This window comes from Polymorphospora rubra (genome assembly GCF_018324255.1).
Lineage (GTDB): Bacteria > Actinomycetota > Actinomycetes > Mycobacteriales > Micromonosporaceae > Polymorphospora > Polymorphospora rubra.
Genome location: NZ_AP023359.1, coordinates 850,730 through 876,833, shown reverse-complemented (window position 1 = coordinate 876,833; position 26,104 = coordinate 850,730). Strand labels below are relative to the sequence as shown.

Below are 26,104 nucleotides of genomic sequence, written 5' to 3'. Positions count from 1 at the left end.
TCACCGCCGGACCGCCGGAACCACCTGGACCGTACGGTCGGCGAGTGCGGCCACGAAGTCGGCGTCGTGGGTGACGGCGACGACGCCGTGGCCGGCGTCGCGCAGTTCGGCGAGCAGGTCGACCAGTTCGATCCAGGTGCGCCGGTCCTGGCCGAACGTCGGCTCGTCGAGCACCAGCAGGCGGGGTGCGGTGGCCAGCGCGGTCGCCACACTCAGCCGCCGTGCCTCGCCACCGGACAGCGTGTACGGGTTGGCGCCGGCGAGCCGGTCCAGCCGCAGCCGGGCGAGCAGTTCGTCCACGGTGGACCGGACCGCGTCGGGGGTGGCGCCGGTGCGGCGCGGGCCGAGCGCCAGCTCGTCGAAGACCGTGCCGGTGACGAACTGGTGCTCCGGGTCCTGGAAGACCGAGCCGATCCGGCGGGTCAGTGCCGGTGCCCGCCAGCGGTGCGGCGGCCGGCGGTGGTCGGCGCCGGCCAGGGCCGGGGTCGCCGCCACCCGCCCGGTGCCGGGGCCGAGCAGCCCGCCGAGGAGCAGCGCCAGCGTCGACTTGCCGGCCCCGTTCGGTCCGGTCACGGCGAGCGCCTCACCGGCGCGTACGGCCAGGTCGGTCGCGGCCAGGCGCGGCGGCAGGCCGGCCGCTTCGGCGGCGAGCAGCACCGCACCGGGTCCGGTCGTGGCGCGGCGGGGCGCGAGCGGGCGGCCGGGCACCCACACCCCGTGGTCGGTGAGCGTGTCGCCGTGGCTGGCGAAGACCGACTCCGGCGGCCCGTCGGCGGCCACCCCGCCGGCCGGCTCCAGCACCACGACCCGGTCGACGAGCGGCAGCGCGTCGGCGACCCGGTGCTCGACCAGGATCATCGTGGTGTCCCGGTCGACCGCCCGGGTGAGCGCGTCGCGCACCAGCGCCGCCCCGGCCGGGTCGAGGTTGGCCGTCGGCTCGTCCAGCAGCAGCAGGTCGGGGCGCAGGGCGAGGACACCGGCGAGCGCCAGCCGCTGCTGCTCACCGCCGGACAGCGCGGCGGTCGGCCGGTCCCGGTCGTACGGGAAACCGACCCGGCGCAGCGCCTCGTCGACCCGTGGCCAGATCTCGCCGGCCGGCACCCCGCGGTTCTCCAGCCCGAACGCCACGTCGTCGCCGGAGCGGGCCATCACGAGCTGGCTCTCCGGATCCTGGAAGACGATGCCGACCCGTTCCCGTGACTTGCGCGGATCGAGGCCGTCGATCTCGACCGTGCCCTCCTGCTCACCGGAGTCCTCGGCGAGCAGGCCGGCGAGCGCGGCGAGCAGGGTGCTCTTGCCGGCCCCGGACGGGCCGAGCAGCAGGACCCGCTCGCCGTGCTCGACGCGCAGGTCGAGATTCCGGACCGCCCACGCCTTTCGGCCGGCGTGCCGCCAGCCGAAGCCGCGCAGCTCGACGGCGCTCACCGGTGCCCCACCGGGCCGCCGGACGCCGGGTCGCCGGATGCCGGGTCGCCGGTCCGGGCCGAGCCCGGGTACGCGGGCGCCGCCGCGTACCCGGTCCTTGATCGAAGCATCCGGTTCAGACGGCGGTGCGTTCGCGGCCGACGGGGAACCGGTCGAGGACGCCGGTCCGCGCCAACGCCCGGGTCAGCGCCCAGCCACCGGCGCCGGCGATCGCGGCGGCGCTGATCACGGTGAAGACGAACATCGGGATCCGGTACGAGACGAGGTCGTAGCCGGCGTAGTAGCGGATCTGGTCGAAGACCGCGGCGGCCAGGCCGGCGAGCGCGCCGGAAACCACGGCCACCGGCAGTTTGAAGGAGCGGTAACGCAACGCGAGGAACGCCGCCTCCGCGCCGAGGCCCTGGAAGGCGCCCTGCAGGATGGCCAGGGCACCCCACTGGCTGCCCAGGATCACCGAGATGAACGCGGCGAGGAACTCGCAGTAGAACGCCGCACCGGGCTTGCGGATCACCAGCCCGCCGATCACGCCGGGCAGCAGCCAGATGCCGTAGATGATGCCCTGGGCCCCCGGGAAGAAGGCGAAGGCGGGGTCGGTGGCGCTCCACACGAGGTTCCAGGCCCAGAAGATGACGCCGAACGCGACGGCGATCACCGACGCGACGACGATGTCGACCGTACGCCAGCGGCTGGCGGTGGGTTGTGTCATGGTTCTGCCTCCCAGTTCTTCGAGCGAACCAGGCAAGACGCACGCCACGACCGGACGGTCGTGGCGCGGCTGGAGAATCGACCGAACTCCCTGCGCTGGCATTACCCAGATCAGGTTCGAGGGTCTGCGGGCGTGACCCGCACTCTCAGCGCTGTGCGCTCCCCTGTCGGATATGAAGTTGTGGTGCCGACGCTAGCACCGACGGTGATTTCGCGACAGCGCCGAGGTCAGATGTGGTTCCCGACACCCGGGCGCGGGGTAGGGTGATCTGCCCCGCCGCGACCGTCCGTAGTGAAGGGACCAGCCTTCAGTGACCATGGCCAATGTCGCCCCCGACACCACGGAGGCCGGCCCCGCCAGCGGGGGCGGGCCACCCGGCGCCGGGCCACCATCGCCGCGGCGGCGCTTCGGTGACCGGATCGGCTCGGTCGAGGTGCTCGCCGCGCTGCTGGTCCTGCTGGTGGTCTTCCGGGCGCCGCTCTCGACCGCGATCTCCAGCCCCCGGCTGCAGACCTGGACGACCGTCTTCGTCTCGGTCATGGTGCAGGCGGTGCCGTTCCTGGTCTTCGGCGTGGTGCTGTCGGCCGTGATCGCGGTGTTCGTGCCCCGCTCGTTCTGGGCCCGGGCACTGCCGAAACACCCGGCGCTCGCCGTACCGGTGGCCAGCGCCGCCGGGGTTGTCCTGCCCGGCTGCGAGTGCGGCGCCGTACCGATCGCCGGCTCGCTCATCCGGCGCGGGGTCACCCCCGCCGCCGCCCTGGCGTTCCTGCTCGCCGCACCGGCGATCAACCCGATCGTGCTCGCCTCGACCGCGGTCGCCTTCCCGAACAACCCCGAGATGGTGGTGGCCCGCGGGCTGGCCAGCATCGTCGTCGCCATGATCATGGGCTGGCTGTGGCTGCGGCTGGGCCGCGCCGACTGGATCCGGCTGCCGCACCGCCCCGAACACGACGGCATGTCCAGGGGACGGGCGTTCTGGGCGGCCGTACGCCACGACGTCGTGCACGCCGGCGGCTTCCTGGTGCTCGGGGCGATGGCGGCGGCCTGCATCAACGTGCTGGTCCCGGAACGCTGGCTGCAACTGGTCGCCGACAACCCGTTCCTGTCGGTGCTGGTGCTGGCCCTGCTCGCCGTACTGCTGTCGATCTGCTCGGAGGCCGACGCCTTCGTCGCCGCGTCGCTGTCGCAGTTCTCGCTGACCTCGCGGCTGGTGTTCCTGGTCGTCGGCCCGATGGTCGACCTCAAGCTGGTCTCGATGCAGGCCGGGGTGTTCGGCCGGCGGTTCGCGTTCCGGTTCGCCCCGGCGACCTTCGCGGTCGCCGTCGTGGTCGCGGTCGCGGTCGGCGTGGTGCTGCTGTGAGCGGGGGACGGCGATGAACCGGCAGGCCCAGGCCGTGGTGCTGCTGCTGCTCGGCGGTTCGGTGCTCAAGGCCAGCTTCACCGACATGTACCTGCGGTACGTCAAGGAGGGGCTGCGGCCGTTCCTGATCGCGTCCGGCGTCCTGCTGGTCGTCGTCGCGGTCATGACCCTGCTGCACGACCTGCGCCCCAGGCGTGGCGCTGCCGCCGCCGGACCCGCCCATGAGGACGACGACCACGGGCACGACCACGGCGGCAAGGGCCACCACGAGCCCCGGGTCGGCTGGCTGCTGATCGCGCCGGTGCTCGGCCTGCTGCTGGTGGCCCCGCCGGCGCTCGGCTCCTTCGCGGCCGGCCAGGCCGGCACCGCGCTGTCCAGCCAGCGGGCGGACAGCTATCCGCCGCTGCCCGACGGCGACCCGGCGAAGATCAGCGTGCTCGACTACGCGTCCCGGGCGATCTTCGACGGTGGTGCCTCGCTCGCGGGCCGCACCGTACAGCTCACCGGCTTCGTCGCCGAAGGGCCGGGCGGCGAACCGATCCTGGCCCGGATGATCCTCGCCTGTTGTGCCGCCGACGGGCGCCCGATCAAGCTCGGGATGAGCGGCAACGCGCCGGTCGGGCTGCCCGCCGACACCTGGATCGAGGTCGTCGGCGGCTACACCGACCGGGTCATGACCGACCCGGTCAACGGCGAGGACATCCCCTATCTCCAGGTCGAGTCGTGGCGCCAGGTGGACCCACCGAAACAGCAGTACGGATAGCCGCCGTACCGTGGCGCGAGTGGAGATCACCCAAGCGGCACCGGCCACCCGGGCCACCCTCGCCGCCGACCTCGTCCGACTCGGTGTACAGCCCGGGTCGGTGCTCGTCGTGCACGCCTCGATGCGCCCGCTCGGCTGGGTGTGCGGCGGCCCCGTCGCCGTCGTACTGGCCCTGCGGGACGTGCTCGGGCCGGACGGCACCCTGGTCGTGCCGACCCACACCCCGGACAACTCCGACCCGGCGAGCTGGCGCAACCCGCCGGTGCCCGAGCACTGGTGGGCGACGATCCGCGACGAGATGCCGGGCTTCGACCCGGCGGTGACCCCGAGCCGCTGGATGGGGGCGCTCGCCGAACTGGTGCGTACGTCGCCCGGGGCCCGGCGCAGCGACCACCCGCAGGTGTCGTTCGCGGCGCTCGGCGCCCGGGCCGACGACATCGTCGCCGGCCACGCCCGGGCCGGGATGCTCGGCGAGGAGTCGCCGCTGGGCCGGCTCTACGACCTCGACGCCGACGTGCTGCTGCTCGGCGTGGGCCACGACTCGAATACCTCCCTGCACCTGGCCGAATACCGTCAGCCGGATCCGCCCCGCGATCGTCTCGGCGCGGCGGTGCTGGGGGGCGGCGGCCGGGAGTGGACCTGGTGGGACGACGTCAAACTCGACGAGGGCGACTTCGAACTGCTCGGCGCCGACCTGGACGGGACCGGCGCGGTCCGGTCCGGCGAGGTCGGCGCCGCCCGCTGCCGGCTGATGCGCCAGCGTGCCGCCGTGGACTTCGCCGTCGACTGGATCGCCGCCAACCGATGACCCCGGAGGACCGATGACCCTCAGCGCCGATGCCTACCTGTCCGTCGTCCGGTCGACGATCGACCGGGTCTCCGCCGGCCAGCGCGAAGCCGTCGAAGGGGCCGCCGACCTGATCGCCGCGGCGCTGGCCGCCGACGGGGTGGTGCACGCCTTCGGCACCGGCCACTCGGAGGCGCTCGCCATGGAGATCGCCGGCCGGGCCGGGGGACTGGTGCCCACCAACCGGGTGGCGCTGCGCGACGTGGTGATCCACGGCGGTGAGTCGCCGAGCGTGCTCGGGCCGACCCTCGAACGCGATCCGGCCGTCGCCCACCGCCTGCTCGACCTGCTGCCCGTGAACCCCGCCGACGTCTTCGTCGTCGCCTCCAACTCCGGGGTCAACGGGGCGATCGTGGAGTTCGCCCGGCTCGTCAAGGAGCGCGGCCACGGCCTGATCGCGATCACCTCGCGGGAGCACTCGGCCGGCGTCGAGTCGCGGCACCCGTCCGGCCGCAAGCTCGCCGACCTCGCCGACGTGGTGCTCGACAACGGCGCCCCGTACGGCGACGCGACCCTGGAACTGCCCGGCGGCGGCGCGGTCGGCGCGGTCTCGTCGATCACCGCCGCGCTGCTGGCCCAGCAGATCGTGGTCGAGGTGGTGCGCCGGCTGATCGACGCCGGGCAGACCCCGCCGGTCTACCTGTCGGCGAACATCCCGGCCGGTGACGCGCACAACGAGGAGTTGGAGCGGCGGTACGCCGGTCGGATCAGGCGCGGTAGCTGAGGTTTGTTTCGCCACCCCTTCGCCGGGGCATTCACGGGCGTTGTCATCGGCGGGGTGCCATAGGAGGCGTCAGGTGGCCAAGGAGACCGAGAAGCAGCGTTGGCAACGCAACTTCGCCGACCTGCTCCAGGAGTTGCGGGTCGCGCAGACCGGCGTACAGATCCTCTTCGCCTTCCTGCTCACCCTGCCGTTCAGCAGCGGGTTCCCGGACACCACCGCGTTCCAGCGGGACGTCTACGTGGTGGCGCTGCTGTCGGCGGCGTGCGCCACCGCGCTGATCATCTCGCCGGTCGCGTTCCACCGGGCCCTGTTCCGGCAGGGACGCAAGCCGGAACTCGTCAAGTACGCCCACGCCGTCGCCAGCGGCGGCCTGGCGTTCATGCTGATCTCGATGGTCAGCTCGGTGCTGCTGATCACCGACTTCATCCTGCCCCGGCCGGTCGCCTTCATCCTCAGCGGCGCCACCGCGATCTTCTTTCTGACCTACTGGGCCGGGCTGCCGTTCCTGCGTCGCAGCTGGGGCGACGGAGACGAGGACGACCTCGACGACGAGGAGGCCCCCACCTCGACCCGTTGACGTCGAACGCGCCAGGCGCGGCCGGGCGTTGCTTGATGATCGTCTGCTGCGGCTGTCTGGGGATCGTCTGCTGTTCAGACAGTCGACACGCCGAGTCGAAACTGTCTGAACAGCAGACGATCATCAGGCGTTCATGGCTTACATGATTCCGATTAGGTCGGTTGCGGTGGATATCCCGCCCATGGCGGTTGCGGCAATGGTGGCCCAGAAGAGGATTCGGTTGCGGCCGTTCTCGTTCACGTTGGGGGTTTCCCCTGCGGCGGCGGGCGCGTTGGCGGAAGACTGCGTGTTTCGATCGCCCACTACCTGCTGATGGCGCACGGGCGGCGCCTTTCTGCCGAGGCCTATCAGTGCCAGGGGGCGGGTCCAGGTGTGCTTGCCGGAGCCGCAGCCGAAGAATAGGCCGGTGATATCGTTTGGGCAGAAGCCGCGATTGCGCTTCAGTCGTACGCCGCAGGTGGTTGGAATTTGGGTAATCGTCAACCACAATATGAATCCGAGGACGCATGCGAGTGCGCCGATGCCGCTGCGCCAGTCGCCGCTACTGAAAGAGCTTATTGCGTAAAATACGAAGAAGGCAATTAGTCCGAGGATTATTATTGCTGCGTCGCGTTTGGTCGTCTTTCGCGGCATCTGGGCTCATGCACCTCGCTTACCGGCGGCTCGCTGGGTGTTGGCGAAGTCACCTTAAGTAATCTTTGGCCTTCGATCTGTCGCCTGCGCGACAGTTGGGCGACTTCCGGCGTTGCCGTGCCTTCTGGGTGGCCTCGCGTCTGGGCCGCCCTGATCTTGACCGTTCAGATGCTGAATCAACAGACCCTGTGCTGGGTATTACCGGTCAGTAGCGTGGTGGGAAGCAGCACGCTGAGCCGTACCCGGAGGGGGTTGCCGTGACGACGACGCAGGACGAACGCCCGGCGGCGGGTGGGATCGACGGCGGTGCCGGACCACTGCCGCAGGAGGCGGGTCAGGTCTCGGAGAAGGAGGCCCGGCAGGTCGCGGAGGCAGCCCGGGAAACCGAGTGGGGCAAGCCCAGCTTCGGCAAGGAACTCTTTCTCGGCCGGCTCCGGCTCGACCTGATCGACCCGTGGCCGCAGCCCGACCCGGCGAAGACGGCCAGGGCCGACGAGTTCCTCGCCCGGCTCGGCGAGTACGTCCGCACCGAGGTCGACGGCGCGCAGATCGAGCGCGACGCCCGCATCCCCGACGAGGTCTTCCAGGGCCTCGGCCGGCTCGGCGCCTTCGGCATGAAGATCGACGAGGAGTACGGCGGACTCGGCCTGTCCAACCTGCACTACTGCCGGGCGCTGATGCTGGCCGGCTCGGTCAGCCCGGCGATCGGCGCGCTGCTGTCGGCACACCAGTCGATCGGCGTACCGCAGCCGCTGAAGATGTTCGGCAGCGCCGAGCAGAAGAAGCGCTTCCTGCCCCGGCTCGCCGCCGGGGAGGTGTCGGCGTTCCTGCTCACCGAGCCCGACGTCGGTTCCGACCCGGCCCGGCTCGGTGCGACCGCCGAACCCGTCGAGGGTGGATTCAAGCTCAACGGCGTCAAGCTGTGGGCCACCAACGGCACCGTCGCCACCCTGCTGGTGGTGATGGCCCGGGTGCCCGCCGGCGACGGGCAGCGCGGCGGCATCACCGCCTTCGTCGTCGAGGGCGACTCACCGGGCATCACCGTCGAGCGGCGCAACGAGTTCCTCGGCCTGCGCGGCCTGGAGAACAGCGTGACCCGGTTCCACGACGTGTTCGTACCGGCCGACCAGGTCATCGGCGGCGTCGGCAAGGGACTCAAGATCGCGCTGACCACGCTGAACACCGGCCGGCTGTCGCTGCCCGCGATGTGCGTCGGCGCCGGCAAGTGGTCGCTGAACGTCGCCCGCGAGTGGGCCGCCGAACGGGTCCAGTGGGGCCGCCCGGTCGGCGAGCACGAGGCGGTCGCCAAGAAACTGTCGTTCATCGCCGCCACCACGTACGGCATGGAAACCATGCTCGACCTGTGCTGCATGCTCGCCGACGACGACCGCAACGACATCCGGATCGAGGCGGCCCTGGTCAAGCTCTACGCCAGCGAACTCGCCTGGCAGGTCGCCGACGAACTGATCCAGATCCGCGGCGGTCGCGGCTACGAGACCGCCGACTCGCTCGCGGCCCGCGGCGAGCGGCCGGCCGCCGTCGAACAGATCCTGCGTGACCTGCGGATCAACCGGATCTTCGAGGGCTCCACCGAGATCATGCACCTGCTGATCGCCCGTGAGGCGGTCGACGCCCACCTGTCGGTCGCCGGCGACATCATCGACCCGGACGCCGACCTGGCCCGCAAGGCCCGCGCCGGCGCGCGGGCGGGTGCCTTCTACGCCCGGTGGCTGCCGACGCTGGCCGTCGGGCGCGGTCAGACCCCGACCGGGTACGCCGAGTACGGCCCGCTCGCCGGTCACCTGCGGTACGTCGAGCGGACGTCGCGCAAACTCGCCCGCTCCACGTTCTACGCGATGTCGCGCTGGCAGGGCCGGATGGAGCGCAAGCAGGCGTTTCTGGCCAGGATCGTCGACATCGGCGCGGAACTGTTCGCGATGGCGGCGACCTGTGTCCGGGCGAAGGCCGAGCGGGATACCCGGCCGGAGGGGATGGAACTGGCCGACCTGTTCTGCCGGCAGGCCCGGGTGCGCGCCGAACGGCTCTTCGCCGAGTTGTGGGACAACACCGACTCGATCGATGTGAAGGCGGCGAAGCGGATCCTCGGCGGCCGGTACACGTTCCTGGAGGACGGCGTGGTGACCCCGGCCACCGACGTCGACCAGGTGGCCGCCTGGGAGCCTGGACCGTCCACTGTGGGTGACGTCCGCCGCCGCATCCCGCCGGTCGACTGACCGGTGGCGCCGCGCGTCCGGCGAAAGGCCGATGCCGGGCGTGCGGCGCCGATATCGTCACCGCATGGTGGACGGCATCGGCGGGGATCGAGTGGTCGCCGCGTCCGCGCCGATGGCGGAATCGCTGCTCTGGGTACGGGACGGCGTTCTGCTCACCCTGGACCTACGGCGGAGTGCCATGTTGGCGGGGGCGACGTACCTGGTGATCGCCGTACTGCTCCTGCCCGCCGTCGCCGGTGGCCCGCCACCTGTCCGGCGACGGGTGTTCGCGCTCCTGCTGCCGATCGTGACCCTGCTGATCGTCGCGCAACTCTCCTTCGATTCGGCGTTCTCCGGGCTGATCCCCGCGGCCGGACCGCTGCCGTCCGGTATCGCGGGGCCGGCTGTCGCGTCGGTGCTGGCCCTGCTCGTCCTGGTCGCCGGGGTGGCCGTGGTCCAACTCGTCGAACGGACCCGTCCGGCCGACGTCGCCGTACCGCGGCCCTGAGAACCGCGACCGGCGGCCCGTCAGCGCTTCGCGGGGCGCAGGCCGAGGCCGCGTAGCTCCAGGGCGGCCAGTGCCTCCACTGTGGAGTCGTCGCCGCGCCGCCATGCCTCCGCCACGTCCGGGTCGATTCGGGTGAGCTGACCGAGCGGCTGGGAGACCAGCGCCCGCAGGGCGAGCAGGTCCCGGCCGGCCGGCGCCGCCCGCAGCGCCCGCGCGGCGCTCGCCCGCCGGACCCACCGCACGCGCAACGGCAGCCAGCCGAAGAGCACCAGCCCCAACGGGAAGATCAGCACCGCGACGGCCAGCGCGAGCGCCAGGTCGCCGACCAGATCCTGCTGCTCGCGGCCGGCGTCGGCCATCGAGCGGGCCGCCTCGGCCGCCCGCTCGAACGGCGCGGTCAGCTCGTCGCCGACGATCGGCACCCGGCCGACCTTGCCGCCGGCGTCGGCCAGGTTGTCGGCCAGCCCGCCGCCGGCCCCCGCCAGCTTCTGCCCGGGTACGGCGAGCTTCTGCACCAGGTCGTGCAGCCACATCGCGGCCCGGACGGCGGCGTAGACCCAGACGACGACCAGCAGGTCGGTGACGAACTGGCGCAGGGCGGTGGGGAAACGGTCAGCGTAGATCTTCACGCCGCACAGCGTGCCGCAACCGGTGCCGTTTCGCAGCACTGCCGCCTGGCGGTGTCGGGGCGGCCCTGATCGTTTGCGGTTCAGGCGTTGTCCGACCGGCGTGTCGTCGGTCTGCGCAGCAGATGATCATCGCAGTGCCGGCCGGCGGCTGCCGGCTGGCGGCTGGCGGCACCGGTCAGCGGCGGCACTCCGGGCAGGTGCCGAAGATCTCCAGGGTGTGGCTCACGTCGGCGTACCCGTGCTGGGCGGCGACCCGCTCCGCCCACGTCTCGACGGCCGGTCCCTCCACCTCGACGGTCCGGCCGCACGACCGGCAGACGAGGTGGTGGTGGTGTCCCTCGCTGCACCGGCGGTAGAGGTGCTCGCCGCCGGGCGGGCGCATCACGTCGACCTCGCCGGCGTCGGCGAGCCCCTGGAGCGTGCGGTAGACGGTGGTCAGGCCGACCCGTTCGCCCCGGTCGCGGAGCATGCCGTGCAGGTCCTGGGCGCTGTGGAAGCCCTCGACCTCGGCGAGCAGGGCGCTGACCGCGCTGCGCTGCCGGGTGTTGCGGGTCGCGGTGGAGTCACCGGTCATGTTGACATCTCCTCGCTTCGACCGGTCCCGTGGCGGCGGTGACGGGTGGGGGTGCCGACGCCCGACGGTAACGCGTTCACCGCGCTTCCCGGGCATGGCTGACCGCGTCGGCGACGATGTGGGCGACGTGTTCGTCGACGAGAGCGTAGGCGATTTCCCGGCCGCGCCGCGATCCGCGCACGACGCCAGCGCCCCGCAACACCCGCAGATGCTGGGAGACCAGGGGCTGGGGAGCGCCGAGCGTCTCCACCAGTTCGTGGACGCAGCGCTCGCCGCCGGCCAGTTCGGTCACGATGGCGACCCGGATCGGAGCGGACAGGGCACGTAGGAGTTCGCCCGCGCCCTCGTACGCCTCGTAGCCGTTGCCGCTCGTCATGCCGTAACGGTAACCAATGTCGTCGGGGACCGGCCGGGGGACGGTCCGCGAGCCGCTCCGACCGACCGCCGGGTCAGTGCTTCAGTACGACTTCCGGCGGCTCGACCTCGGCGACCGGTGCGCCGGCGGGAACCGTACGGCGGCGCAACGACCGCCACACCGCCGCCCCGACCGCGATGCCGAGGAAGGCGGCGATCGCCAGGACCACGATCGTCGCGCCGAGGGCGGTGTTGGCCTGCGCGGCCAGCCAGACGCCGGAGCCGGCACTGAGCAGCCCGAGCGTCATCGCGAGGGCCATGGTGGCCTTGAAGCCCCGGGTGACCTGCTGGGCCGCCGCCACCGGGACGACCATCATGGCGCTGATCAGCAGCAGCCCGACGGTTCGCATCGCGATCGTCACGGTCACCGCCGTGGTCACCGCGATCAGCAGGTTCAGCGCCCGGACCGGCAGCCCGGACACCCGGGCGTACTCCTCGTCGTGGCAGATGGCGAACAGCGCCGGACGCAGCAGCACCATCGCCACCAGGACCGCCGCCGCCAGCCCGACGATCACCCACAGGTCTTGCTCGCTGGTCGTGGTCAGCGAGCCGAACAGGTATGCCATCAGGTTGGCGTTGCTGCGGTCGGCGGACAGCCCGACCAGCATCACGCCGCCGGCGATACCGCCGTAGAAGAGCAGCGCGAGGGCCATGTCGCCGGAGGTGCGGCCGCGCTCGCGGAGCAGTTCGATGGCGATCGCCCCGGCGGCCGCGACCAGCACCGCGGTGAGCACGGGGGAGCGGTCGAGCAACAGGCCGACACCGACGCCGGTCAGCGCGACGTGCCCGACCCCGTCGCCGATCAGCGACATCCGGCGCTGCACCAGATAGATCCCGAGGGCGGGCGCGGCCAGCCCGATGACGAGCGCGCCGATCAGGGCGCGGATCATGAAGTCGTACTGGAAGAGGCTCATCGTCCCCACGTCCCGGCCGTCGGAGGCTCCTCGTCGGCGTGCGGATGCACGTGGTCGTGGTCGGGCGCCGCGTGGTGGCCGGCCGGGGCCGGCACCGGCCCGTCGTGGGCGATCGCGCCGTCGTGTACGACGACCGCGCGGTCGACCAGCGGGTGCAGCGGGCCCAACTCGTGGGCGACCAGCAGCACCGTCCCGCCACCGGCCTTGAAACCGCGTAGCGCCTCGGCGAACGCCTCCTGGCTGGCCGCGTCGACCCCGGCGGTCGGCTCGTCGAGGACCAGCGCCTCGGGCTCGCCGGCCAGCGCACGGGCGATGAGCGTGCGCTGCTGCTGCCCGCCGGAGAGGGTGGCGACCGGGTCACCGGCCCGCTCGGCGAGCCCGACCGCGGTCAGCGCCGCCGTCACCGCCCGCCGGTCGGCGGCCCCGGCCGGCCGCAGTACGCCCCGCCGGGCCAGCCGCCCGGAGGCGACCACCTCGCCGACCGTGGCCGGTACGCCGCTGCCCGCCCCGATCCGCTGCGGCACGTAGCCGATCCGCCACCACTGCCGGAACCGGCGCAGCGGCGTACCGAACAGGGTGACCGTGCCGCCGGCCACCGGCACCAGGCCGAGGGCGGCGCGGACCAGGGTGGACTTGCCGGACCCGTTGGCACCGAGGATGGCGACCACCTCACCGGGGGCCACCGTCAGGGAGACGTCCCGCAGCACGGGGCGGCCGTCGTAGGCGACCACCCCGTGCCGGACGTCGACAACCGCCGTGCTCACCGCACCACCGTACGGTGCGTCCGACCGCACCGGACGCCGTGGGTCGAGTGCGGCGACGGCCGGCCCAGCGGTCACGAGCAGCCGAGGGCCGGCTTGAGGGTGGTCAGGTTGGCGCGCATGACCGACGGGTAGTCGCCGGTGCTCCCGGCCTGAAGGCCCTCGAGCGGATCGAGGACCGCCGTCTGGGCCCCGACCTCGCGGGCGATCGTCTCGGCGACCTTCGGGCTGACCAGCGTCTCGAAGAAGATCGTGGTGGCGCCGTGGAGCTTGGCCTCCTCGGTCACCTCGGCCAGCCGCTGCGGCGACGGCTCGTCCTCCGGGGTGAGGCCGGTGATGCCGATCTGCTCCAGCTTGTAACGGTCGGCGAGGTAGCCGAACGCGCTGTGGCTGGTCACCAGCTCCCGGCGCTGGCAGGTCGCCAGGCCCTGCTCGTACTCCTGGTCCAGCGCGGTCAACTCGGTGCGCAACGCCTGGGCGCGGGCGGTGTAGTCGGCGGCCCGGTCCGCGTCGACCTCGCCGAGCCGCTTGGCGAACTCGTCGGCGACCGTCGCCAGCCGGGTCGGGTCGAGCCAGAAGTGCGGGTCCTTGCCGCTGGTGTCGTGGTCGTGCCCGTCGTCCTCGGCGGCCGTCGGCTCGGGGCTCGCCTCGTCCTCGTGGCCGTGGTCGTCGTGACCGTCGTCGTGCCCGTCCTCGCCCTCGTGGTCGTGGTCGTGACCGCCGGCGGCGGCGTCGAGCAGCGGTACGGCGGTCGCGACGTCGAAGGCCCGGTCGGCGGCCTGCTGGTCGACCGCCTCGTCGACCGCCGGCTGGAACCCCTTGAGGTAGATCACCACCTCGGCGTCGGTGAGTTGGCCGACCTGCTGCGGGTTGAGTTCGAGGTCGTGCGACTCGGCGCCGGGCTTGACGAGGTTGGTGACCGCGACGGCGTCGCCGCCGACCCGTTCGGCGACGAACTGGAGCGGATAGAAGGCGGCGACGACGTCGACCCGGTTGCCGTCGGCGCCGGCCGACGAGTCGTCACCGCACGCGGCAGCCCCGCCCAGCACCAGCAGGGCGGCGGCGCAGGTGGCAGCGATACGGGGGGTGGAGCGTTCAAACATGCCCCAACTCTCACGACAATGAGAATGATTGTCAAAAACGCATGGGTGCATACGGGCGCCCGGCCCGTCCTTGATCGTCGTGATCCTTGATCGTCGTGATCAGGGAGCCTGCCGGCCGGCGCGCCGACGACACGCGCGACTCATTCCCTGATCACGCGGATCACCAGGGTCAGAGGATCTTCAGGAACGCGGCGGCCAGGACGAGGGCGATGACGGCCAGGCGGAGTACGCGGGTGGCCGGGGGCTGGACCGGCCAGGTCAGCGCCATCAGGGCCACCAGGGCGGCGGCCAGCACCAGCAGGATGCCGCCACCGATGATGCCCGGCGCGAGAAGCCCGACCAGAACGAGAGCCAGCGCCGCCAGGAAGGCCGCCGTCGGGTTGATCCGGGCGAGGCGGGCGGGCACGCCACGGTGCGTAGGCTGCATCCGACACATGCTACGAGGAGGCTGACATCGTGCTGGTGCTGAACCGCTTCGTCGTCGACGAGGACGGCGCCGAGACGTTCGCCGACCGGGCCCACGCCGCCCTGGCCGCCCTGGCCCGCCGGCCCGGATACCGCCGCGGCGAACTTGTCCGCGCGCTCGACGACCCCCGGTACTGGAGCCTCGTCACGCAGTGGGAGTCGGTCGGGGCGTACCGCCGGGCCCTCGGCGACTTCGACGTCAAGATCACAGCGATCCCGCTGCTCGCCGAGTCGGTCGACGAGCCGTCGGCCTACGAGTCGCTGGCCACCGCCGAGCCGGGGGGCGAGGTCGTGGTCGGCACCAGCGACCGGGCCGTGAACCCGGGACGCTGATCGCCGGCGCGGCGCGCTGTGGTGCTTCGCTGCGCTGCGCTCCTCGCGCTTGCTGTGCTGGTCTTCGCGGCGCGCTGCGGTGCTTCGCTGCGCTGCGCTCCTCGCGCTTGCTGACCGTCAGCGGCGGTGGCCGTGCCGCACCGGGGGCGCGCACGGGCATTACCCTTGCTGTCATGACCACTCCCGGACCGGCGGGCCCGCCGCCGCCGTACGCCGTACCTGCTGGTCATGGTGGTTTGACGGCGCCGCCCGGCGGGACGGTGCCGGCCGGACCCGGTGTCCTGCCGCCGTTCGCCGCACCGCCGACCGAGGGGCGGACGGCCCGGCTGTGGTGGGGACTCGGTGCCGCCGCGCTCGCCGTGGCACTGTGCTGCGGCGGCGGCGCGGTGGCGTTCGTCGGGATGGCGGTCAGCGGCACGCAGGCGCTCAACGAGCAGGCCACCGCCGTCGTCGGCGACTACTTCGACGCGGTGACCGACGGGGACTACGACCGCGCCTACCGGCTGTTGTGCGAGCGGGAACAGGACCGGGAGTCGATGCTGCGGTTCCGTAACCGGCTGGCCACCGAACCGAAGCTGACCAACTACCAGGTCGGCGACCTGGAGCTCACCGACGAACTCGAAGTGCCGGTCGACGTGACGTACGAGGCCGGCGGCAGCGGCCGGGTGTGGGTGTCGTTGGCGCAGAACACCGGCACAGGCGAATTCGAGGTCTGCGGCGTCGGCGCGTAATCTCGGTGGGCCGCGGCGATAACCACGGCACCGGCAGATCCGTTGCCTCAACGGAACCGTCGCCCCGGACAGAACAGCCACGCACCTCGTCGTGCCACGTCCCCGCCGGCCGCCAGCCGGCGTAGGAGGAACCATGCCAGCCGACCGTATCGACGCCATTGTCAGCCTCGCCAAGCGCCGGGGTTTCGTCTTTCCCTCCAGCGAGATCTACGGAGGCACCCGATCGGCGTGGGACTACGGCCCGCTCGGTGTCGAACTGAAGGAGAACGTCCGCCGGCAGTGGTGGCGGACGATGGTCCAGCAGCGTGACGACATCGTCGGGCTCGACTCGGCGGTGATCCTGTCCCGCGACGTGTGGGCCGCCTCCGGGCACCTCGACGCGTTCGTCGACCCGCTGACCGAGTGCCAGTCCTGCCACAAGCGGTTCCGGGCCGACCACCTCGAAGAGGCGTACGAGGCCAAGCAGGGCCGGCCGCCGGCCGGGCTCGCCGAACTGAACTGCCCGAACTGTGGCAACAAGGGCACCTTCACCGAGCCGCGCATGTTCAACGGGCTGATGAAGACCTACCTCGGTCCGGTGGAGAGCGAGGAGGGCCTGCACTACCTCCGGCCGGAGACCGCGCAGGGCATCTTCGTCAACTACAACAACGTCGCCACCGCGGCCCGTAAGAAGCCGCCGTTCGGCATCGCCCAGGTCGGCAAGTCGTTCCGCAACGAGATCACGCCGGGCAACTTCATCTTCCGGACCCGCGAATTCGAGCAGATGGAGATGGAGTTCTTCGTCGAGCCCGGGTCCGACGAGCAGTGGCACGAATACTGGCTCCAGGAGCGCTGGAACTGGTACATCGACCTCGGGCTGAGCGAGTCGAACCTGCGGTTCTACGAGCACCCGAAGGAAAAGCTGTCGCACTACTCGAAGCGGACCGTCGACATCGAATACCGCTTCCTGTTCGGCGGCACCGAGTTCTCCGAGTTGGAGGGCATCGCCAACCGCACCGACTTCGACCTCACCACGCACAGCAAGCACTCCGGCGTCGACCTGTCGTACTTCGACCAGGAGAAGCAGGAGCGCTGGGTGCCGTACGTCATCGAGCCGGCCGCCGGCCTTACCCGGGCCGTGCTGGCGTTCCTGCTCGAGGCGTACGACGAGGACGAGGCGCCGAACACCAAGGGCGGCGTCGACAAGCGGACCGTGATGCGGTTCGACCCCCGGCTGGCGCCGGTCAAGGTCGCCGTACTGCCGCTGTCGCGCAACCCCGACCTCTCGCCGAAGGCCCGCGACCTCAGCGCGACGCTGCGCAAGCGCTGGGTGGTGGAGTTCGACGACTCGCAGGCGATCGGTCGCCGCTACCGCCGGCAGGACGAGATCGGCACCCCGTTCTGCGTCACCGTCGACTTCGAGACGCTCGACGACAACGCGGTCACGATCCGCGACCGGGACACGATGACGCAGGAGCGGGTGTCACTGGACCAGGTCGAGCGCTACCTGCTCGAGCGCCTCCCCGGCTGCTGACTCGCGGCGGCCCGGGTCGCGACGGCGGTCCGTGCCGCCAGTGGTCCGGGGTCGACGGCGGGTCCGTGCCGCCGTCGTCGCCGCCGGCAAGAGTGTGATGGTCGTGCGGCCCACAGCGAATTCAGTGTGAGCACAGCGAATTCACTGTGGGCCGCGACAGTGACATGGCCTCGGCCGCTGGGCGGGCGCCGGGATCGCCCCGGGCGGCGCCGCCACCCTGCCCCGCCGGGCGGCGGACCACCCTGCCCCCCCGGGCGGCGGACCACCCTGCCCCGGGCGGCGGCGGACCGGCTGACCCGCGGCGGCCCGGTTCGGCGTCGGGCGCGGGACGTGGAATCCTCGTACGGTGACCACGACCGCCCCCGCCGCCGTCCGCCCGCTGACCCTCGGCCCACACGAGGTGTGGCCGCCGGTCGTGCTGGCGCCGATGGCCGGCATCACCAACGTGGCGTTCCGCCGGCTCTGCCGCGAGCAGGGCGGTGGGATCTACGTCTGCGAGATGATCACCACGCGGGCGCTGGTCGAGAAGAACCCGAAGACGCTGCGGATGATCGCCTTCGCGCCCGACGAGCGCCCGCGCAGCCTCCAGCTCTACGGCACCGACCCGGAGATCACCGCGGCGGCCGTGCGGATGGTGGTCGAACGGGACCTCGCCGACCACGTCGACCTCAACTTCGGCTGCCCGGTGCCGAAGGTCACCCGGCGGGGCGGTGGCGCGGCACTGCCGTGGCGGCACCGGCTCTTCGCCCGGATCGTGCGCGGCGCGGTGGCGGCGGCGGCGCCGGCCGGGATCCCGGTCACCGTCAAGATGCGCAAGGGCATCGACGACGACCATCTGACGTACGTCGAGGCGGGGCTCGCCGCCCAGGACGCCGGGGTGGCCGCCGTCGCGCTGCACGGCCGGACCGCCGCGCAGCGCTACTCGGGTACGGCCGACTGGGACGCGATCGCCACGTTGAAGCAGGCCCTGGACGTGCCGGTGCTCGGCAACGGCGACATCTGGGAGGCCGACGACGCGCTGCGGATGGTCGACCACACCGGCGTCGACGGCGTGGTCGTCGGCCGGGGCTGCCTGGGCCGGCCGTGGCTCTTCGCCGACCTGGAGGCGGCGTTCGACGCCCGGCGCGTGGCGGGCGAGATGCCCGGCGGCACACCGGTGACGAAGCCGGTGCTGCCCGACCTCGGGCAGGTGGCGACGGTCATGCGCCGGCACGCCGAACTCCTGGTCGAATGGTTCGGCGGCCGGTGGGAGCCGGAGCGCGACGGCTGCACCGACTTCCGCAAGCACGTGGCCTGGTATCTCAAGGGTTTCTCGGTCGGTTCGGACCTGCGCCGCTCGCTGGCGATGATCTCCAGCCTGGCCGAACTCGACGACCTGCTCGGTCGGCTCGACCCGACCGAGCCGTTTCCGACCACGGTGCTCGGCCAGCCGCGCGGGCGGACGAACTCGCCGGGCAGGGTGCACCTGCCCGACGGCTGGCTCGCCGACCGGGACAGCGACGCCGTTCCGGCCGGTGCCGAACTCGACGACTCCGGCGGCTGAGCCGGCGCGGAACGGCTGGATCGATCAGTCGGGCACCGTCTGGTCGATGCGGATCATGGGAAGGCCGGGCCGGACCTTGGCGATCGAGTCGAAGTCGGCGTCGACGTGCAGCAGTGTCAGCCGCTGTTCCTGTGCCGTCAACGCGATCAGGATGTCCATCGGCGACGGACCCCGGTGATGGCCGATCCGAACGAGGTCACGTTGCACCGCGAGAATCTGGCGCCACGGGTCGTCAAGCGTAGGACACCAGCTGAAGGCTTGTCGAAGCACGGCGAAGAACGGTTCGTAGTCCCGCTCCGTCCGGACCGACGACATGAGTTCCGCCTCCACCGCTGGACAGATCGCAACCAGTCCCTGCGCGACGTAGCGTGACCACGGTTCCCCGATTTGTCCCCGCAGAAGTCGCCAGACGGCGGACGTGTCGGCCAGATAGCTCATCGACCGGCGCGTTCGTTCTCTTCCAGGACCTCGAAGTCGAGGATGTGCTCGGCGTTGTCCCGCAGCCAGGCGAGCCCCCGGGCGCGGTCGTCGGCGCTGGTGCCGGCGGCGATAGCGAGGGCTCGGTTGATGGTCTCCCGTTTGGTCTTGGTGCCGAGTTGTCGTTGTGCGAGGGCGAGCGTCGCGTCGTCGAGATCGATCACTGTACGGGTCATCTGGGCGCCCCCTCGAATGTATACGGCTAGATGATTGTATATCAGGCTGGGCACATGGCTGGCTCCGGTCAGGTCGCCGGTGGCTGGGCGGCCGAAGGGGCGCCCGCGACCGCCGGCCAGGAGATCTGCGGGGAGCGGTGGAACGTGATGCCGGCGGCGGACCAGCGCGGCCCCTGTGCCGCCAGTCGGCGGGCGAACCCGGCCCAGTCGCGGGTGCCCGCCGGTGACCAGCCCAGTTCGGCGATCGCCGGCAGGCGGGGGAAGAGCATCAGTTCGACCTCGGCCATCGTGGTGACCGACTCGGTCCACAGCGGGGCCTCGACGCCGAGTACGGCCGACTCCGGCACTCCGGCGAGGAAGCTGCCCGGGTCCCAGTCGTACACGTCGCGTACCTCGAGCAGACCGGCCCAGTCGTGCCCGACCGGGGTGTCGGTGGCGTACTTCATGTCGAGGTAGGCGCGGTTGGCGGGGGAGAGCAACACGCGGGCACCCCGCGTGACGGCGTCGGCGACGGTGTCGTCGCGGTCCGACGTACCCCAGAACTGGATCACGCGGCCGGGACTGTGGGCGGTGTCGGCGAGCTGGTGCCAGCCCATCACGGTCTTGCCGGTCGCGACGACGAGCGGCTGGGTACGGGCCATGAAGGTGGCGTAGTCGGCGGCCGGCACCTTGAACGCCTCGTCGCCGCCGACGTGCAGGTAGGGCCCGGGGGTGAGGGCGGCGATCTCGGTGAACACGTCGTGCAGGAAGTCGTAGGTGGTCTCGCTGTGCACGGCGAGCGCGCTGAAGCCGACCTCGGTGCCGGTGTAGACCGGCGGCGAGGTCCGGTCGGGGCTCAGTTCGGCGTACGCGGCCAGCGCGGCGTTGGTATGCCCCGGTACGTCGATCTCGGGGACGACGGTGATGGCGCGGGTGGCGGCGTACTCGACGATCCGCCGGTAGTCGGCCTTGCTGTAGTGGCCGCCGGGCCCGCCGCCGACCTCGCTGGCACCGCCGTACTCGGCGAGCAGCGGCCAGTTGTCGATCGCGATCCGCCAGCCCTGGTCGTCGGTGAGGTGCAGATGCAGGTGGTTGATCTTGTAGAGGGAGATCAGGTCGATGAACCGCAGGATGTCGGCGACGGGCCGGAAGTGCCGGGCCACGTCGAGCATCGCGCCCCGGTAGGCGAACCGGGGGCGGTCGACGACGTACCCGCCCGGCACGGTCCACGGTCCGGGGCCGGCGGTGCCGCTCTCCACCTCGGCGGGCAGCAGTTGCCGCAGTGTCTGGGTGCCGTGGAACAGTCCGGCGGCCGTACGCGCGGCGACGGTGACGCCGTCGGCGGTGACGTCGAGGCGGTAGCCCTCGCTGTGTTCGGGTACCCCGTCGCGGGCGAAGTGCAGCCGGATCGGGCCGGGGCCGTCGTCGGGCACCACCGGCAGCGGGTGGCCGGTCGCCCGACGCAGCACCGCGGCGAGGTGCTCGGCGACCGCGACGGCGACCGGCGCCGGGTGGGTGTGGATGGCGGTGGTGGCGCTCAGTGTCCAGTGCACCCCGGCGGTCGGCTCGGCACCGACCGGTGCGGGCACCAGATCGGCGTAGGCCGATAGCTCGTTCGAGGGAACGGAGCGGGGGCGTGGGGCGACGGGCGGCACGGGTGTTCTCCCTGTATATGTGGCGGTGCGTGCGTGGTCGTGCGTGTGGGAACGCTTCCAGGAACCGCGACGATCGCGGTCAGTGCCGACCAGTGTGCCAATTGTCACCGAATGCTGCCACGTCACCCCGGCGTCGCTTAGCCTTCGCCCACCAATGGCCATTGGTTCCCTGATACGAAACTCGACATCCGGGGTAACGGAGATCGGCTGAATCTTCGTTAAGTGTCGGTCCCGGCACACGTGGGAGGCTCTGGTGGCATCGGAAAAGGCGACGTCCAACCACAAATACGTCTACGGGTTCGCCGAGGGCAACAAGGACCTCAAAGACCTTCTCGGCGGCAAGGGCGCCAACCTGGCGGAAATGACCAACCTCGGGCTGCCCGTACCGCCCGGCTTCATCATCACCACCGAGGCGTGCAAGGCGTACCTGGCCACCGGTGCCGAGCCCGACGGGCTGGCCGCGCAGGTCGCCACACACCTTTCGGCCCTGGAGACCGCGATGGGCAAGCGGCTCGGCGCCCCCGCCGACCCGCTGCTGGTGTCGGTCCGCTCCGGTGCCAAGTTCTCCATGCCCGGCATGATGGAGACCGTCCTCAACGTCGGCCTCAACGACGAGAGCGTCACCGGGCTGGCCAACCAGGCGTCGGACGGCGGGCCCGGCAGCGGCGACCGGTTCGCCTGGGACTCCTACCGCCGGCTGATCCAGATGTTCGGCAAGACCGTCTGCGACGTACCCGGCGAGGAGTTCGAGCACGCCCTCGACGACGCCAAGCGGGCCAGGGGCACCACCAACGACCTCGACCTGGACGCCGACGACCTGCGGGCGCTGGTCGGGGCGTACAAGAAGATCTTCGCCAAACACACCGGGCGGGAGTTCCCGCAGGCGCCCCGCGAGCAGCTCGATCTGGCCGTGCGGGCGGTCTTCGAGTCGTGGAACGCCGAGCGGGCCGTGCTCTACCGCCGGCAGGAGCGCATCCCGGCCGACCTGGGCACCGCCGTCAACATCGTCGCGATGGTCTTCGGCAACCTCGGCCCCGACTCCGGCACCGGCGTCGCCTTCACCCGTGATCCGGCGACCGGCAACCAGGGCATCTACGGCGACTACCTGGCGAACGCGCAGGGCGAGGACGTGGTCGCCGGCATCCGCAACACCATCCCGCTCCAGGAGCTGGAACGCATCGACAAGCGGTCGTACGACGAGCTGCTGCGGATCATGGCCACGCTGGAGGGCCACTACCGAGACCTGTGCGACATCGAGTTCACCATCGAGCGCGGCAAGCTGTGGATGTTGCAGACCCGGGTCGGCAAGCGCACGGCGGCCGCCGCGTTCAACATCGCCAACCACCTCGTCGACGAGGGCATCATCGACCTCGACGAGGCGCTGCACCGGGTCAACGGCGCCCAACTCGCCCAACTGATGTTCCCGCGCTTCGACCTCTCCGGCTCGCCCGAGGTCGTCACCACCGGCGTCGGCGCGTCACCCGGTGCCGCGGTCGGCCGGGTGGTCTTCACCTCCGCCCGGGCCGTCGAGCTGGCCGGCCAGGGCGAGCGGGTCATCCTGGTCCGCCGGGAGACCAATCCCGACGACCTGCCGGGCATGATCGCCGCGCAGGGCATCCTCACCGCCCGGGGCGGCAAGACCAGCCACGCCGCCGTCGTCGCCCGGGGCATGGGCAAGACCTGCCTCTGCGGCGCCGACAACCTCGACGTCGACGTGAAGGCCGGCCGGTTCACCGTCGGCGGGCACGTCGTCAACGAGGGCGACATCGTCTCGATCGACGGCACCAGCGGCTGCCTCTACCTCGGCGAGGTGCCGGTCCGCCCGTCGGAGGTCGTGCAGTACTTCGAGGGCTCGGTCGACCCGACGACGAGCACCGACCCGCTGGTGGTCGCCGTACACCGGATCATCGGCCACGCCGACGGGGTGCGCCGGCTGCGGGTGCGGACCAACGCCGACACCGGCGAGGACGCCGCGCGGGCCCGGCGGTTCGGGGCCGAGGGGATCGGGCTGTGCCGTACCGAGCACATGTTTCTCGGCGACCGCCGCGAACTCGTCGAGCGGCTGATCCTGGCCCGCGCCGAGACCGAGCGCAACGAGGCACTGGACGCGCTGCTGCCGCTGCAGCGGGCCGACTTCGTCGAGATCTTCCGCGAGATGGACGGGCTGCCGGTCACCGTACGGCTGATCGACCCGCCGCTGCACGAGTTCCTGCCGTCGCTGGAGGAGTTGGCCGTGCACGTCGCGGTCGCCCAGGAGCGTGGCGAGGATCCCGGCAAGGACCAGGCGCTGCTGGCCGCCGTACGCCGGATGCACGAGCAGAATCCGATGCTGGGTCTGCGCGGCGTGCGTCTCGGCCTGGTCATCCCCGGCCTGTTCGCGATGCAGGTACGGGCGATCACCGAGGCCGCCGCCCAGCTCGTCGCCGAAGGCCGGGACCCCCGGCCGGAGATCATGGTTCCGCTGGTCGGGGCGGTCCAGGAGCTGGAGACGGTACGCGTCGAGGCCGAGAAGATCATCTCGGAGGTGACCCGGGAGCACGCCGTCGAGGTGCTGATCGGCACCATGATCGAGGTGCCCCGGGCGGCACTGACCGCCGGCCAGATCGCCGAGGCGGCCGAGTTCTTCTCCTTCGGCACCAACGACCTGACCCAGATGGGCTGGGGCTTCTCCCGCGACGATGTCGAGGGCGCGTTCTTCTGGCGCTATCTCGAACTCGGCATCTTCGGCATCTCGCCGTTCGAGTCGCTGGACCGTGACGGGGTCGGCCGGCTGGTCCGGATCGCCGTCGACGAGGGCCGGGCCGCCCGCCCCGGGCTGAAGATCGGTGTCTGCGGCGAGCACGGCGGCGACCCCGAGTCGGTCCACTTCTTCCACGAGGTCGGCCTGGACTACGTCTCCTGCTCGCCGTTCCGGGTCCCGGTGGCGCGGCTGGAGGCCGGCCGGGCGGTGATCGAGTCGGCCGGCTCCGACAGCCGCTGACCACGGGCGACGTGCGGGCGCGACCGGTGGTCGGGCCCGCACGCCCCGGCGGGGCTCAGCGGCGGCCGGGCAGGGTCGCCATCGGGGTGCGTACGGCCAACGGCGTCGAGCCGTTGCCGGTGACGGTGCCACCGCGGCGCGGGGTCGGCGCGGCGGCCGCGGCGGCGCTGGCCCGTTCGATCATCACGCCCAACCGGGCGGCGAGTTGGCGGGCGTCGAGGTGCAGCAGCGGCAGGTTGACCTCGGCGGTGGTCAGCACGGTCAGCAGCGCGCGGCTGCCGGCCGCGTAGACGATCACGTAGCCCTCGGTGCCCTGGAGAACCGTCTCGTGCAGCGTGCCGAGCCCGGCGGTCAGCGCGAACCGCTGGCCGAGGCCGAGGTGGGCGGCCGACAGGGCGGCGAGGCTCGACGGTTCGAGGCCGGGCACGTCGTGGGCGATGAGCATGCCGTCGAGGCCGGCGAGCACGGTGCCGGTCACGTCGGGCAGGCGTCGCCGCAGTGCGTTGATCTCGGCCTTGATCGCGACGTCAGCGTCCACGGATGTCCTCTTTCCTACGGTTGCCTCGGAGCGGACGGAACCGCTCGGTCGGGGCGGGCGCGGGCGCGGAGTCGCGTTCGGGGGGTCGCCGGCCAGTTACTTTGTGCTCCCGGCACGCTACCCCACGGTGTGATTCTTGGGGAGAGTGGTGACGGTCAGCTATTGGTTCGCAACTATCGGCTGTTCGGATGTTGCGGAGGAAGAGTTGCGTACGGCACCCCGTACGGCCGCCGTGGACGGTGCGCGGCAGGATGGTCCGGTGACCTCGCCACCCGACGCCGAGCGCTGGGCACCCGAGTCCCGCAAGGACACCGGCCACGGCCGCAGCCCGTACGAGCGGGACCGGGCCCGGGTGCTGCACTCGGCCGCGTTCCGACGGCTCGCGGCGAAGACCCAGGTGCACACCGCCGGCACCGACGACTTCCTGCGCACCCGGCTCACCCACTCCCTGGAGGTCGCCCAGATCGCCCGGGAGATGGGTGCCCGGCTCGGCTGCGACCCCGATGTCGTCGACGTGGCCGGGCTCGCCCACGACCTCGGCCACCCGCCCTTCGGGCACAACGGCGAGGCGGCGCTCGACACGGTGGCGAGCGCCTGCGGCGGCTTCGAGGGCAACGCGCAGACGTTGCGCGTACTCACCAGGTTGGAGGCCAAGGCGCCGCGGCCCGGCGGCGAACCCGCCGGCCTCAACCTGACCCGCGCGTCGCTCGACGCGACCTGCAAGTACCCGTGGCCGCGCCGGCCGGGCCGGCGCAAGTTCGGGGTGTACGCCGACGACACCGAGGTCTTCGACTGGCTGCGGCAGGGTGCCCCGGCCGGCACCCGGCGCTGCCTCGAGGCGCAGGTGATGGACTGGGCCGACGACGTGGCCTACTCGGTGCACGACGTCGAGGACGGCATCCACGGCGGCTACCTGGCCGTCCGGCCGCTGCTCGACGACGCCGACGAGCGGGCCGCGCTCTGCGCCGACGTGGCGGCGGTCTACTCCGACGAGTCCGCGGCCGACCTCGATCCGGTGCTGCTCGCCCTCCTGGCCGATCCGGTGCTGGCCCCGCTGGCCGGCTACGACGGCAGCCATGGCGCGCAGGCCGCGCTCAAGCGGATGACCAGCGCGCTGACCGGCCGGTTCGTGCACGCCGCGGTGACCGCCACCAAGGAGGCGTTCGGCGACGGCCCGCTGCGACGCTACGGCGCCGACCTGGTCGTACCCGGGGAGATCCGGGCCCGGTGCGCGCTGCTCAAGGGCATGGCGCTGCGCTACGTGATGCGCCGGTCCGGGGCGGAGGAGCGGTACGAGCGCCAGCGGGTCATCCTGACCCAACTGGTCGCGGCGTTGCTCGACCGGGCACCCGACGGGCTGGATCCGGTGTTCGCCGTGTCCTGGCGTGCGGCGCCCGACGACGCGGCCCGGCTCCGGGTGGTCGTCGACCAGGTGGCGTCGCTGACCGACCCGGCGGCGGTCGCCTGGCACGACCGCCTCGTCGCGGGCTGACGCGACCGCGACCACGGGACCCCCGCCGGCCGGAACGGGAGCGGCAGGGCAGGATGTACGCCGAGGGGGTG

The 26,104-nt window shown here is 71.9% G+C and carries 27 protein-coding genes and 1 riboswitch; of the genes, 13 read left to right on the top strand and 14 right to left on the bottom strand.

All coding sequences use genetic code 11. The features are described from left to right. Nucleotides 1-1,425 carry an ABC transporter ATP-binding protein gene (locus Prubr_RS03855; RefSeq protein ID WP_212821719.1) on the bottom strand — a complete coding sequence of 475 codons (1,425 nt, stop codon included), beginning with the start codon at nucleotides 1,423-1,425 and terminating at the stop codon, nucleotides 1-3. A 115-nt stretch (nucleotides 1,426-1,540) separates the two neighbouring features. After that, the gene (locus tag Prubr_RS03850) at nucleotides 1,541-2,131 is read right to left on the bottom strand and encodes an ECF transporter S component (protein WP_212821717.1); all 591 of its coding nucleotides are present in this window, start codon (nucleotides 2,129-2,131) and stop codon (nucleotides 1,541-1,543) included. A gap of 69 nt (nucleotides 2,132-2,200) precedes the next feature. After that, nucleotides 2,201-2,306, bottom strand: a riboswitch (TPP riboswitch). 141 nt (nucleotides 2,307-2,447) lie between these two features. On the opposite strand from Prubr_RS03850, the gene Prubr_RS03845 reads away from it, so the two are divergent. From Prubr_RS03845 to Prubr_RS03825, 5 genes are all read left to right on the top strand, one after another. Next, nucleotides 2,448-3,491, top strand: a complete 1,044-nt coding sequence (locus tag Prubr_RS03845) for a permease (RefSeq protein WP_212827431.1) — start codon at nucleotides 2,448-2,450, stop codon at nucleotides 3,489-3,491. Nucleotides 3,492-3,504: 13 nt separating this feature from the next. Beyond that, the gene (locus Prubr_RS03840; RefSeq protein ID WP_212821715.1) at nucleotides 3,505-4,254 is read left to right on the top strand and encodes a TIGR03943 family putative permease subunit; all 750 of its coding nucleotides are present in this window, start codon (nucleotides 3,505-3,507) and stop codon (nucleotides 4,252-4,254) included. 19 nt (nucleotides 4,255-4,273) lie between these two features. Next, nucleotides 4,274-5,062 (top strand): AAC(3) family N-acetyltransferase, encoded by a 789-nt coding sequence (locus tag Prubr_RS03835; protein WP_246568281.1) that lies wholly within the window; start codon nucleotides 4,274-4,276, stop codon nucleotides 5,060-5,062. Nucleotides 5,063-5,075: 13 nt separating this feature from the next. Then, on the top strand, nucleotides 5,076-5,825 hold the full coding sequence (locus tag Prubr_RS03830; protein WP_212821713.1) for a sugar isomerase domain-containing protein: 750 nt from the start codon (nucleotides 5,076-5,078) through the stop codon (nucleotides 5,823-5,825). A gap of 73 nt (nucleotides 5,826-5,898) precedes the next feature. After that, complete coding sequence (locus Prubr_RS03825; RefSeq protein ID WP_212821711.1) at nucleotides 5,899-6,402, top strand: DUF6328 family protein; 504 nt, start codon at nucleotides 5,899-5,901, stop codon at nucleotides 6,400-6,402. A 138-nt stretch (nucleotides 6,403-6,540) separates the two neighbouring features. Here Prubr_RS03825 and Prubr_RS03820 read toward each other — a convergent pair whose 3' ends face one another. Continuing rightward, entirely contained in the window at nucleotides 6,541-7,035 is a 495-nt protein-coding gene (locus Prubr_RS03820) for a hypothetical protein (protein WP_212821706.1), read from the bottom strand. A 257-nt stretch (nucleotides 7,036-7,292) separates the two neighbouring features. Between Prubr_RS03820 and Prubr_RS03815 the strand changes: the two genes are divergently transcribed. Both Prubr_RS03815 and Prubr_RS03810 read left to right on the top strand, forming a co-directional pair. After that, nucleotides 7,293-9,269, top strand: coding sequence for an acyl-CoA dehydrogenase family protein (locus Prubr_RS03815; protein WP_212821703.1), 1,977 nt, complete (start codon nucleotides 7,293-7,295; stop codon nucleotides 9,267-9,269). 64 nt (nucleotides 9,270-9,333) lie between these two features. Then, on the top strand, nucleotides 9,334-9,756 hold the full coding sequence (locus Prubr_RS03810; RefSeq protein ID WP_212821701.1) for a hypothetical protein: 423 nt from the start codon (nucleotides 9,334-9,336) through the stop codon (nucleotides 9,754-9,756). Nucleotides 9,757-9,776: 20 nt separating this feature from the next. Here the strand turns inward: Prubr_RS03810 and Prubr_RS03805 are convergent, their stop codons facing one another. From Prubr_RS03805 to Prubr_RS03775, 7 genes are all read right to left on the bottom strand, one after another. Continuing rightward, a complete protein-coding gene (locus Prubr_RS03805) occupies nucleotides 9,777-10,385 on the bottom strand; it encodes a hypothetical protein (protein ID WP_212821700.1) in 609 nt (202 codons plus the stop codon). A 175-nt stretch (nucleotides 10,386-10,560) separates the two neighbouring features. Continuing rightward, on the bottom strand, nucleotides 10,561-10,959 hold the full coding sequence (locus Prubr_RS03800) for a Fur family transcriptional regulator (RefSeq protein ID WP_212821698.1): 399 nt from the start codon (nucleotides 10,957-10,959) through the stop codon (nucleotides 10,561-10,563). 76 nt (nucleotides 10,960-11,035) lie between these two features. Next, nucleotides 11,036-11,335 carry an ArsR/SmtB family transcription factor gene (locus tag Prubr_RS03795; RefSeq protein ID WP_212821696.1) on the bottom strand — a complete coding sequence of 100 codons (300 nt, stop codon included), beginning with the start codon at nucleotides 11,333-11,335 and terminating at the stop codon, nucleotides 11,036-11,038. A gap of 73 nt (nucleotides 11,336-11,408) precedes the next feature. Next, on the bottom strand, nucleotides 11,409-12,287 hold the full coding sequence (locus tag Prubr_RS03790) for a metal ABC transporter permease (protein WP_212821694.1): 879 nt from the start codon (nucleotides 12,285-12,287) through the stop codon (nucleotides 11,409-11,411). Continuing rightward, the gene (locus Prubr_RS03785) at nucleotides 12,284-13,051 is read right to left on the bottom strand and encodes a metal ABC transporter ATP-binding protein (RefSeq protein WP_212821693.1); all 768 of its coding nucleotides are present in this window, start codon (nucleotides 13,049-13,051) and stop codon (nucleotides 12,284-12,286) included. The genes Prubr_RS03790 and Prubr_RS03785 overlap by 4 nt, the downstream gene beginning before the upstream one ends. A gap of 71 nt (nucleotides 13,052-13,122) precedes the next feature. Further along, nucleotides 13,123-14,151 (bottom strand): metal ABC transporter substrate-binding protein, encoded by a 1,029-nt coding sequence (locus Prubr_RS03780; RefSeq protein WP_212821691.1) that lies wholly within the window; start codon nucleotides 14,149-14,151, stop codon nucleotides 13,123-13,125. A gap of 169 nt (nucleotides 14,152-14,320) precedes the next feature. Further along, nucleotides 14,321-14,578, bottom strand: a complete 258-nt coding sequence (locus Prubr_RS03775) for a DUF6703 family protein (RefSeq protein WP_212821689.1) — start codon at nucleotides 14,576-14,578, stop codon at nucleotides 14,321-14,323. Between the two features lie 29 nt (nucleotides 14,579-14,607). On the opposite strand from Prubr_RS03775, the gene Prubr_RS03770 reads away from it, so the two are divergent. The 4 genes from Prubr_RS03770 to dusB all read left to right on the top strand — a co-directional run bounded on the left by Prubr_RS03770 (nucleotide 14,608) and on the right by dusB (nucleotide 18,736). Beyond that, nucleotides 14,608-14,949, top strand: a complete 342-nt coding sequence (locus Prubr_RS03770; RefSeq protein ID WP_212821687.1) for an antibiotic biosynthesis monooxygenase family protein — start codon at nucleotides 14,608-14,610, stop codon at nucleotides 14,947-14,949. A 173-nt stretch (nucleotides 14,950-15,122) separates the two neighbouring features. Then, on the top strand, nucleotides 15,123-15,680 hold the full coding sequence (locus tag Prubr_RS03765) for an Rv0361 family membrane protein (protein WP_246568279.1): 558 nt from the start codon (nucleotides 15,123-15,125) through the stop codon (nucleotides 15,678-15,680). A 133-nt stretch (nucleotides 15,681-15,813) separates the two neighbouring features. Continuing rightward, nucleotides 15,814-17,193, top strand: coding sequence for a glycine--tRNA ligase (locus Prubr_RS03760; RefSeq protein ID WP_212821685.1), 1,380 nt, complete (start codon nucleotides 15,814-15,816; stop codon nucleotides 17,191-17,193). A gap of 346 nt (nucleotides 17,194-17,539) precedes the next feature. Next, nucleotides 17,540-18,736, top strand: coding sequence for a tRNA dihydrouridine synthase DusB (gene dusB / locus Prubr_RS03755; protein ID WP_212821683.1), 1,197 nt, complete (start codon nucleotides 17,540-17,542; stop codon nucleotides 18,734-18,736). Between the two features lie 24 nt (nucleotides 18,737-18,760). Here dusB and Prubr_RS03750 read toward each other — a convergent pair whose 3' ends face one another. From Prubr_RS03750 to Prubr_RS03740, 3 genes are all read right to left on the bottom strand, one after another. Further along, nucleotides 18,761-19,174, bottom strand: coding sequence for a PIN domain nuclease (locus Prubr_RS03750; RefSeq protein WP_212821681.1), 414 nt, complete (start codon nucleotides 19,172-19,174; stop codon nucleotides 18,761-18,763). Continuing rightward, complete coding sequence (locus Prubr_RS03745) at nucleotides 19,171-19,389, bottom strand: type II toxin-antitoxin system VapB family antitoxin (RefSeq protein ID WP_246568277.1); 219 nt, start codon at nucleotides 19,387-19,389, stop codon at nucleotides 19,171-19,173. The genes Prubr_RS03750 and Prubr_RS03745 overlap by 4 nt, the downstream gene beginning before the upstream one ends. A 68-nt stretch (nucleotides 19,390-19,457) precedes the next feature. Continuing rightward, nucleotides 19,458-21,185, bottom strand: coding sequence for a beta-N-acetylhexosaminidase (locus tag Prubr_RS03740; protein WP_212821679.1), 1,728 nt, complete (start codon nucleotides 21,183-21,185; stop codon nucleotides 19,458-19,460). Between the two features lie 91 nt (nucleotides 21,186-21,276). Here Prubr_RS03740 and ppdK point away from each other — a divergent pair, with 91 nt between their 5' ends. Continuing rightward, a complete protein-coding gene (gene ppdK / locus Prubr_RS03735; protein ID WP_425517982.1) occupies nucleotides 21,277-24,003 on the top strand; it encodes a pyruvate, phosphate dikinase in 2,727 nt (908 codons plus the stop codon). Between the two features lie 55 nt (nucleotides 24,004-24,058). Here the strand turns inward: ppdK and Prubr_RS03730 are convergent, their stop codons facing one another. Further along, nucleotides 24,059-24,541 carry a roadblock/LC7 domain-containing protein gene (locus tag Prubr_RS03730; protein WP_212821677.1) on the bottom strand — a complete coding sequence of 161 codons (483 nt, stop codon included), beginning with the start codon at nucleotides 24,539-24,541 and terminating at the stop codon, nucleotides 24,059-24,061. A gap of 259 nt (nucleotides 24,542-24,800) precedes the next feature. On the opposite strand from Prubr_RS03730, the gene Prubr_RS03725 reads away from it, so the two are divergent. After that, nucleotides 24,801-26,033: a deoxyguanosinetriphosphate triphosphohydrolase gene (locus Prubr_RS03725; RefSeq protein ID WP_212827420.1), complete on the top strand. Its 1,233-nt coding sequence runs from the start codon at nucleotides 24,801-24,803 to the stop codon at nucleotides 26,031-26,033. Nucleotides 26,034-26,104 lie beyond the last annotated feature (71 nt).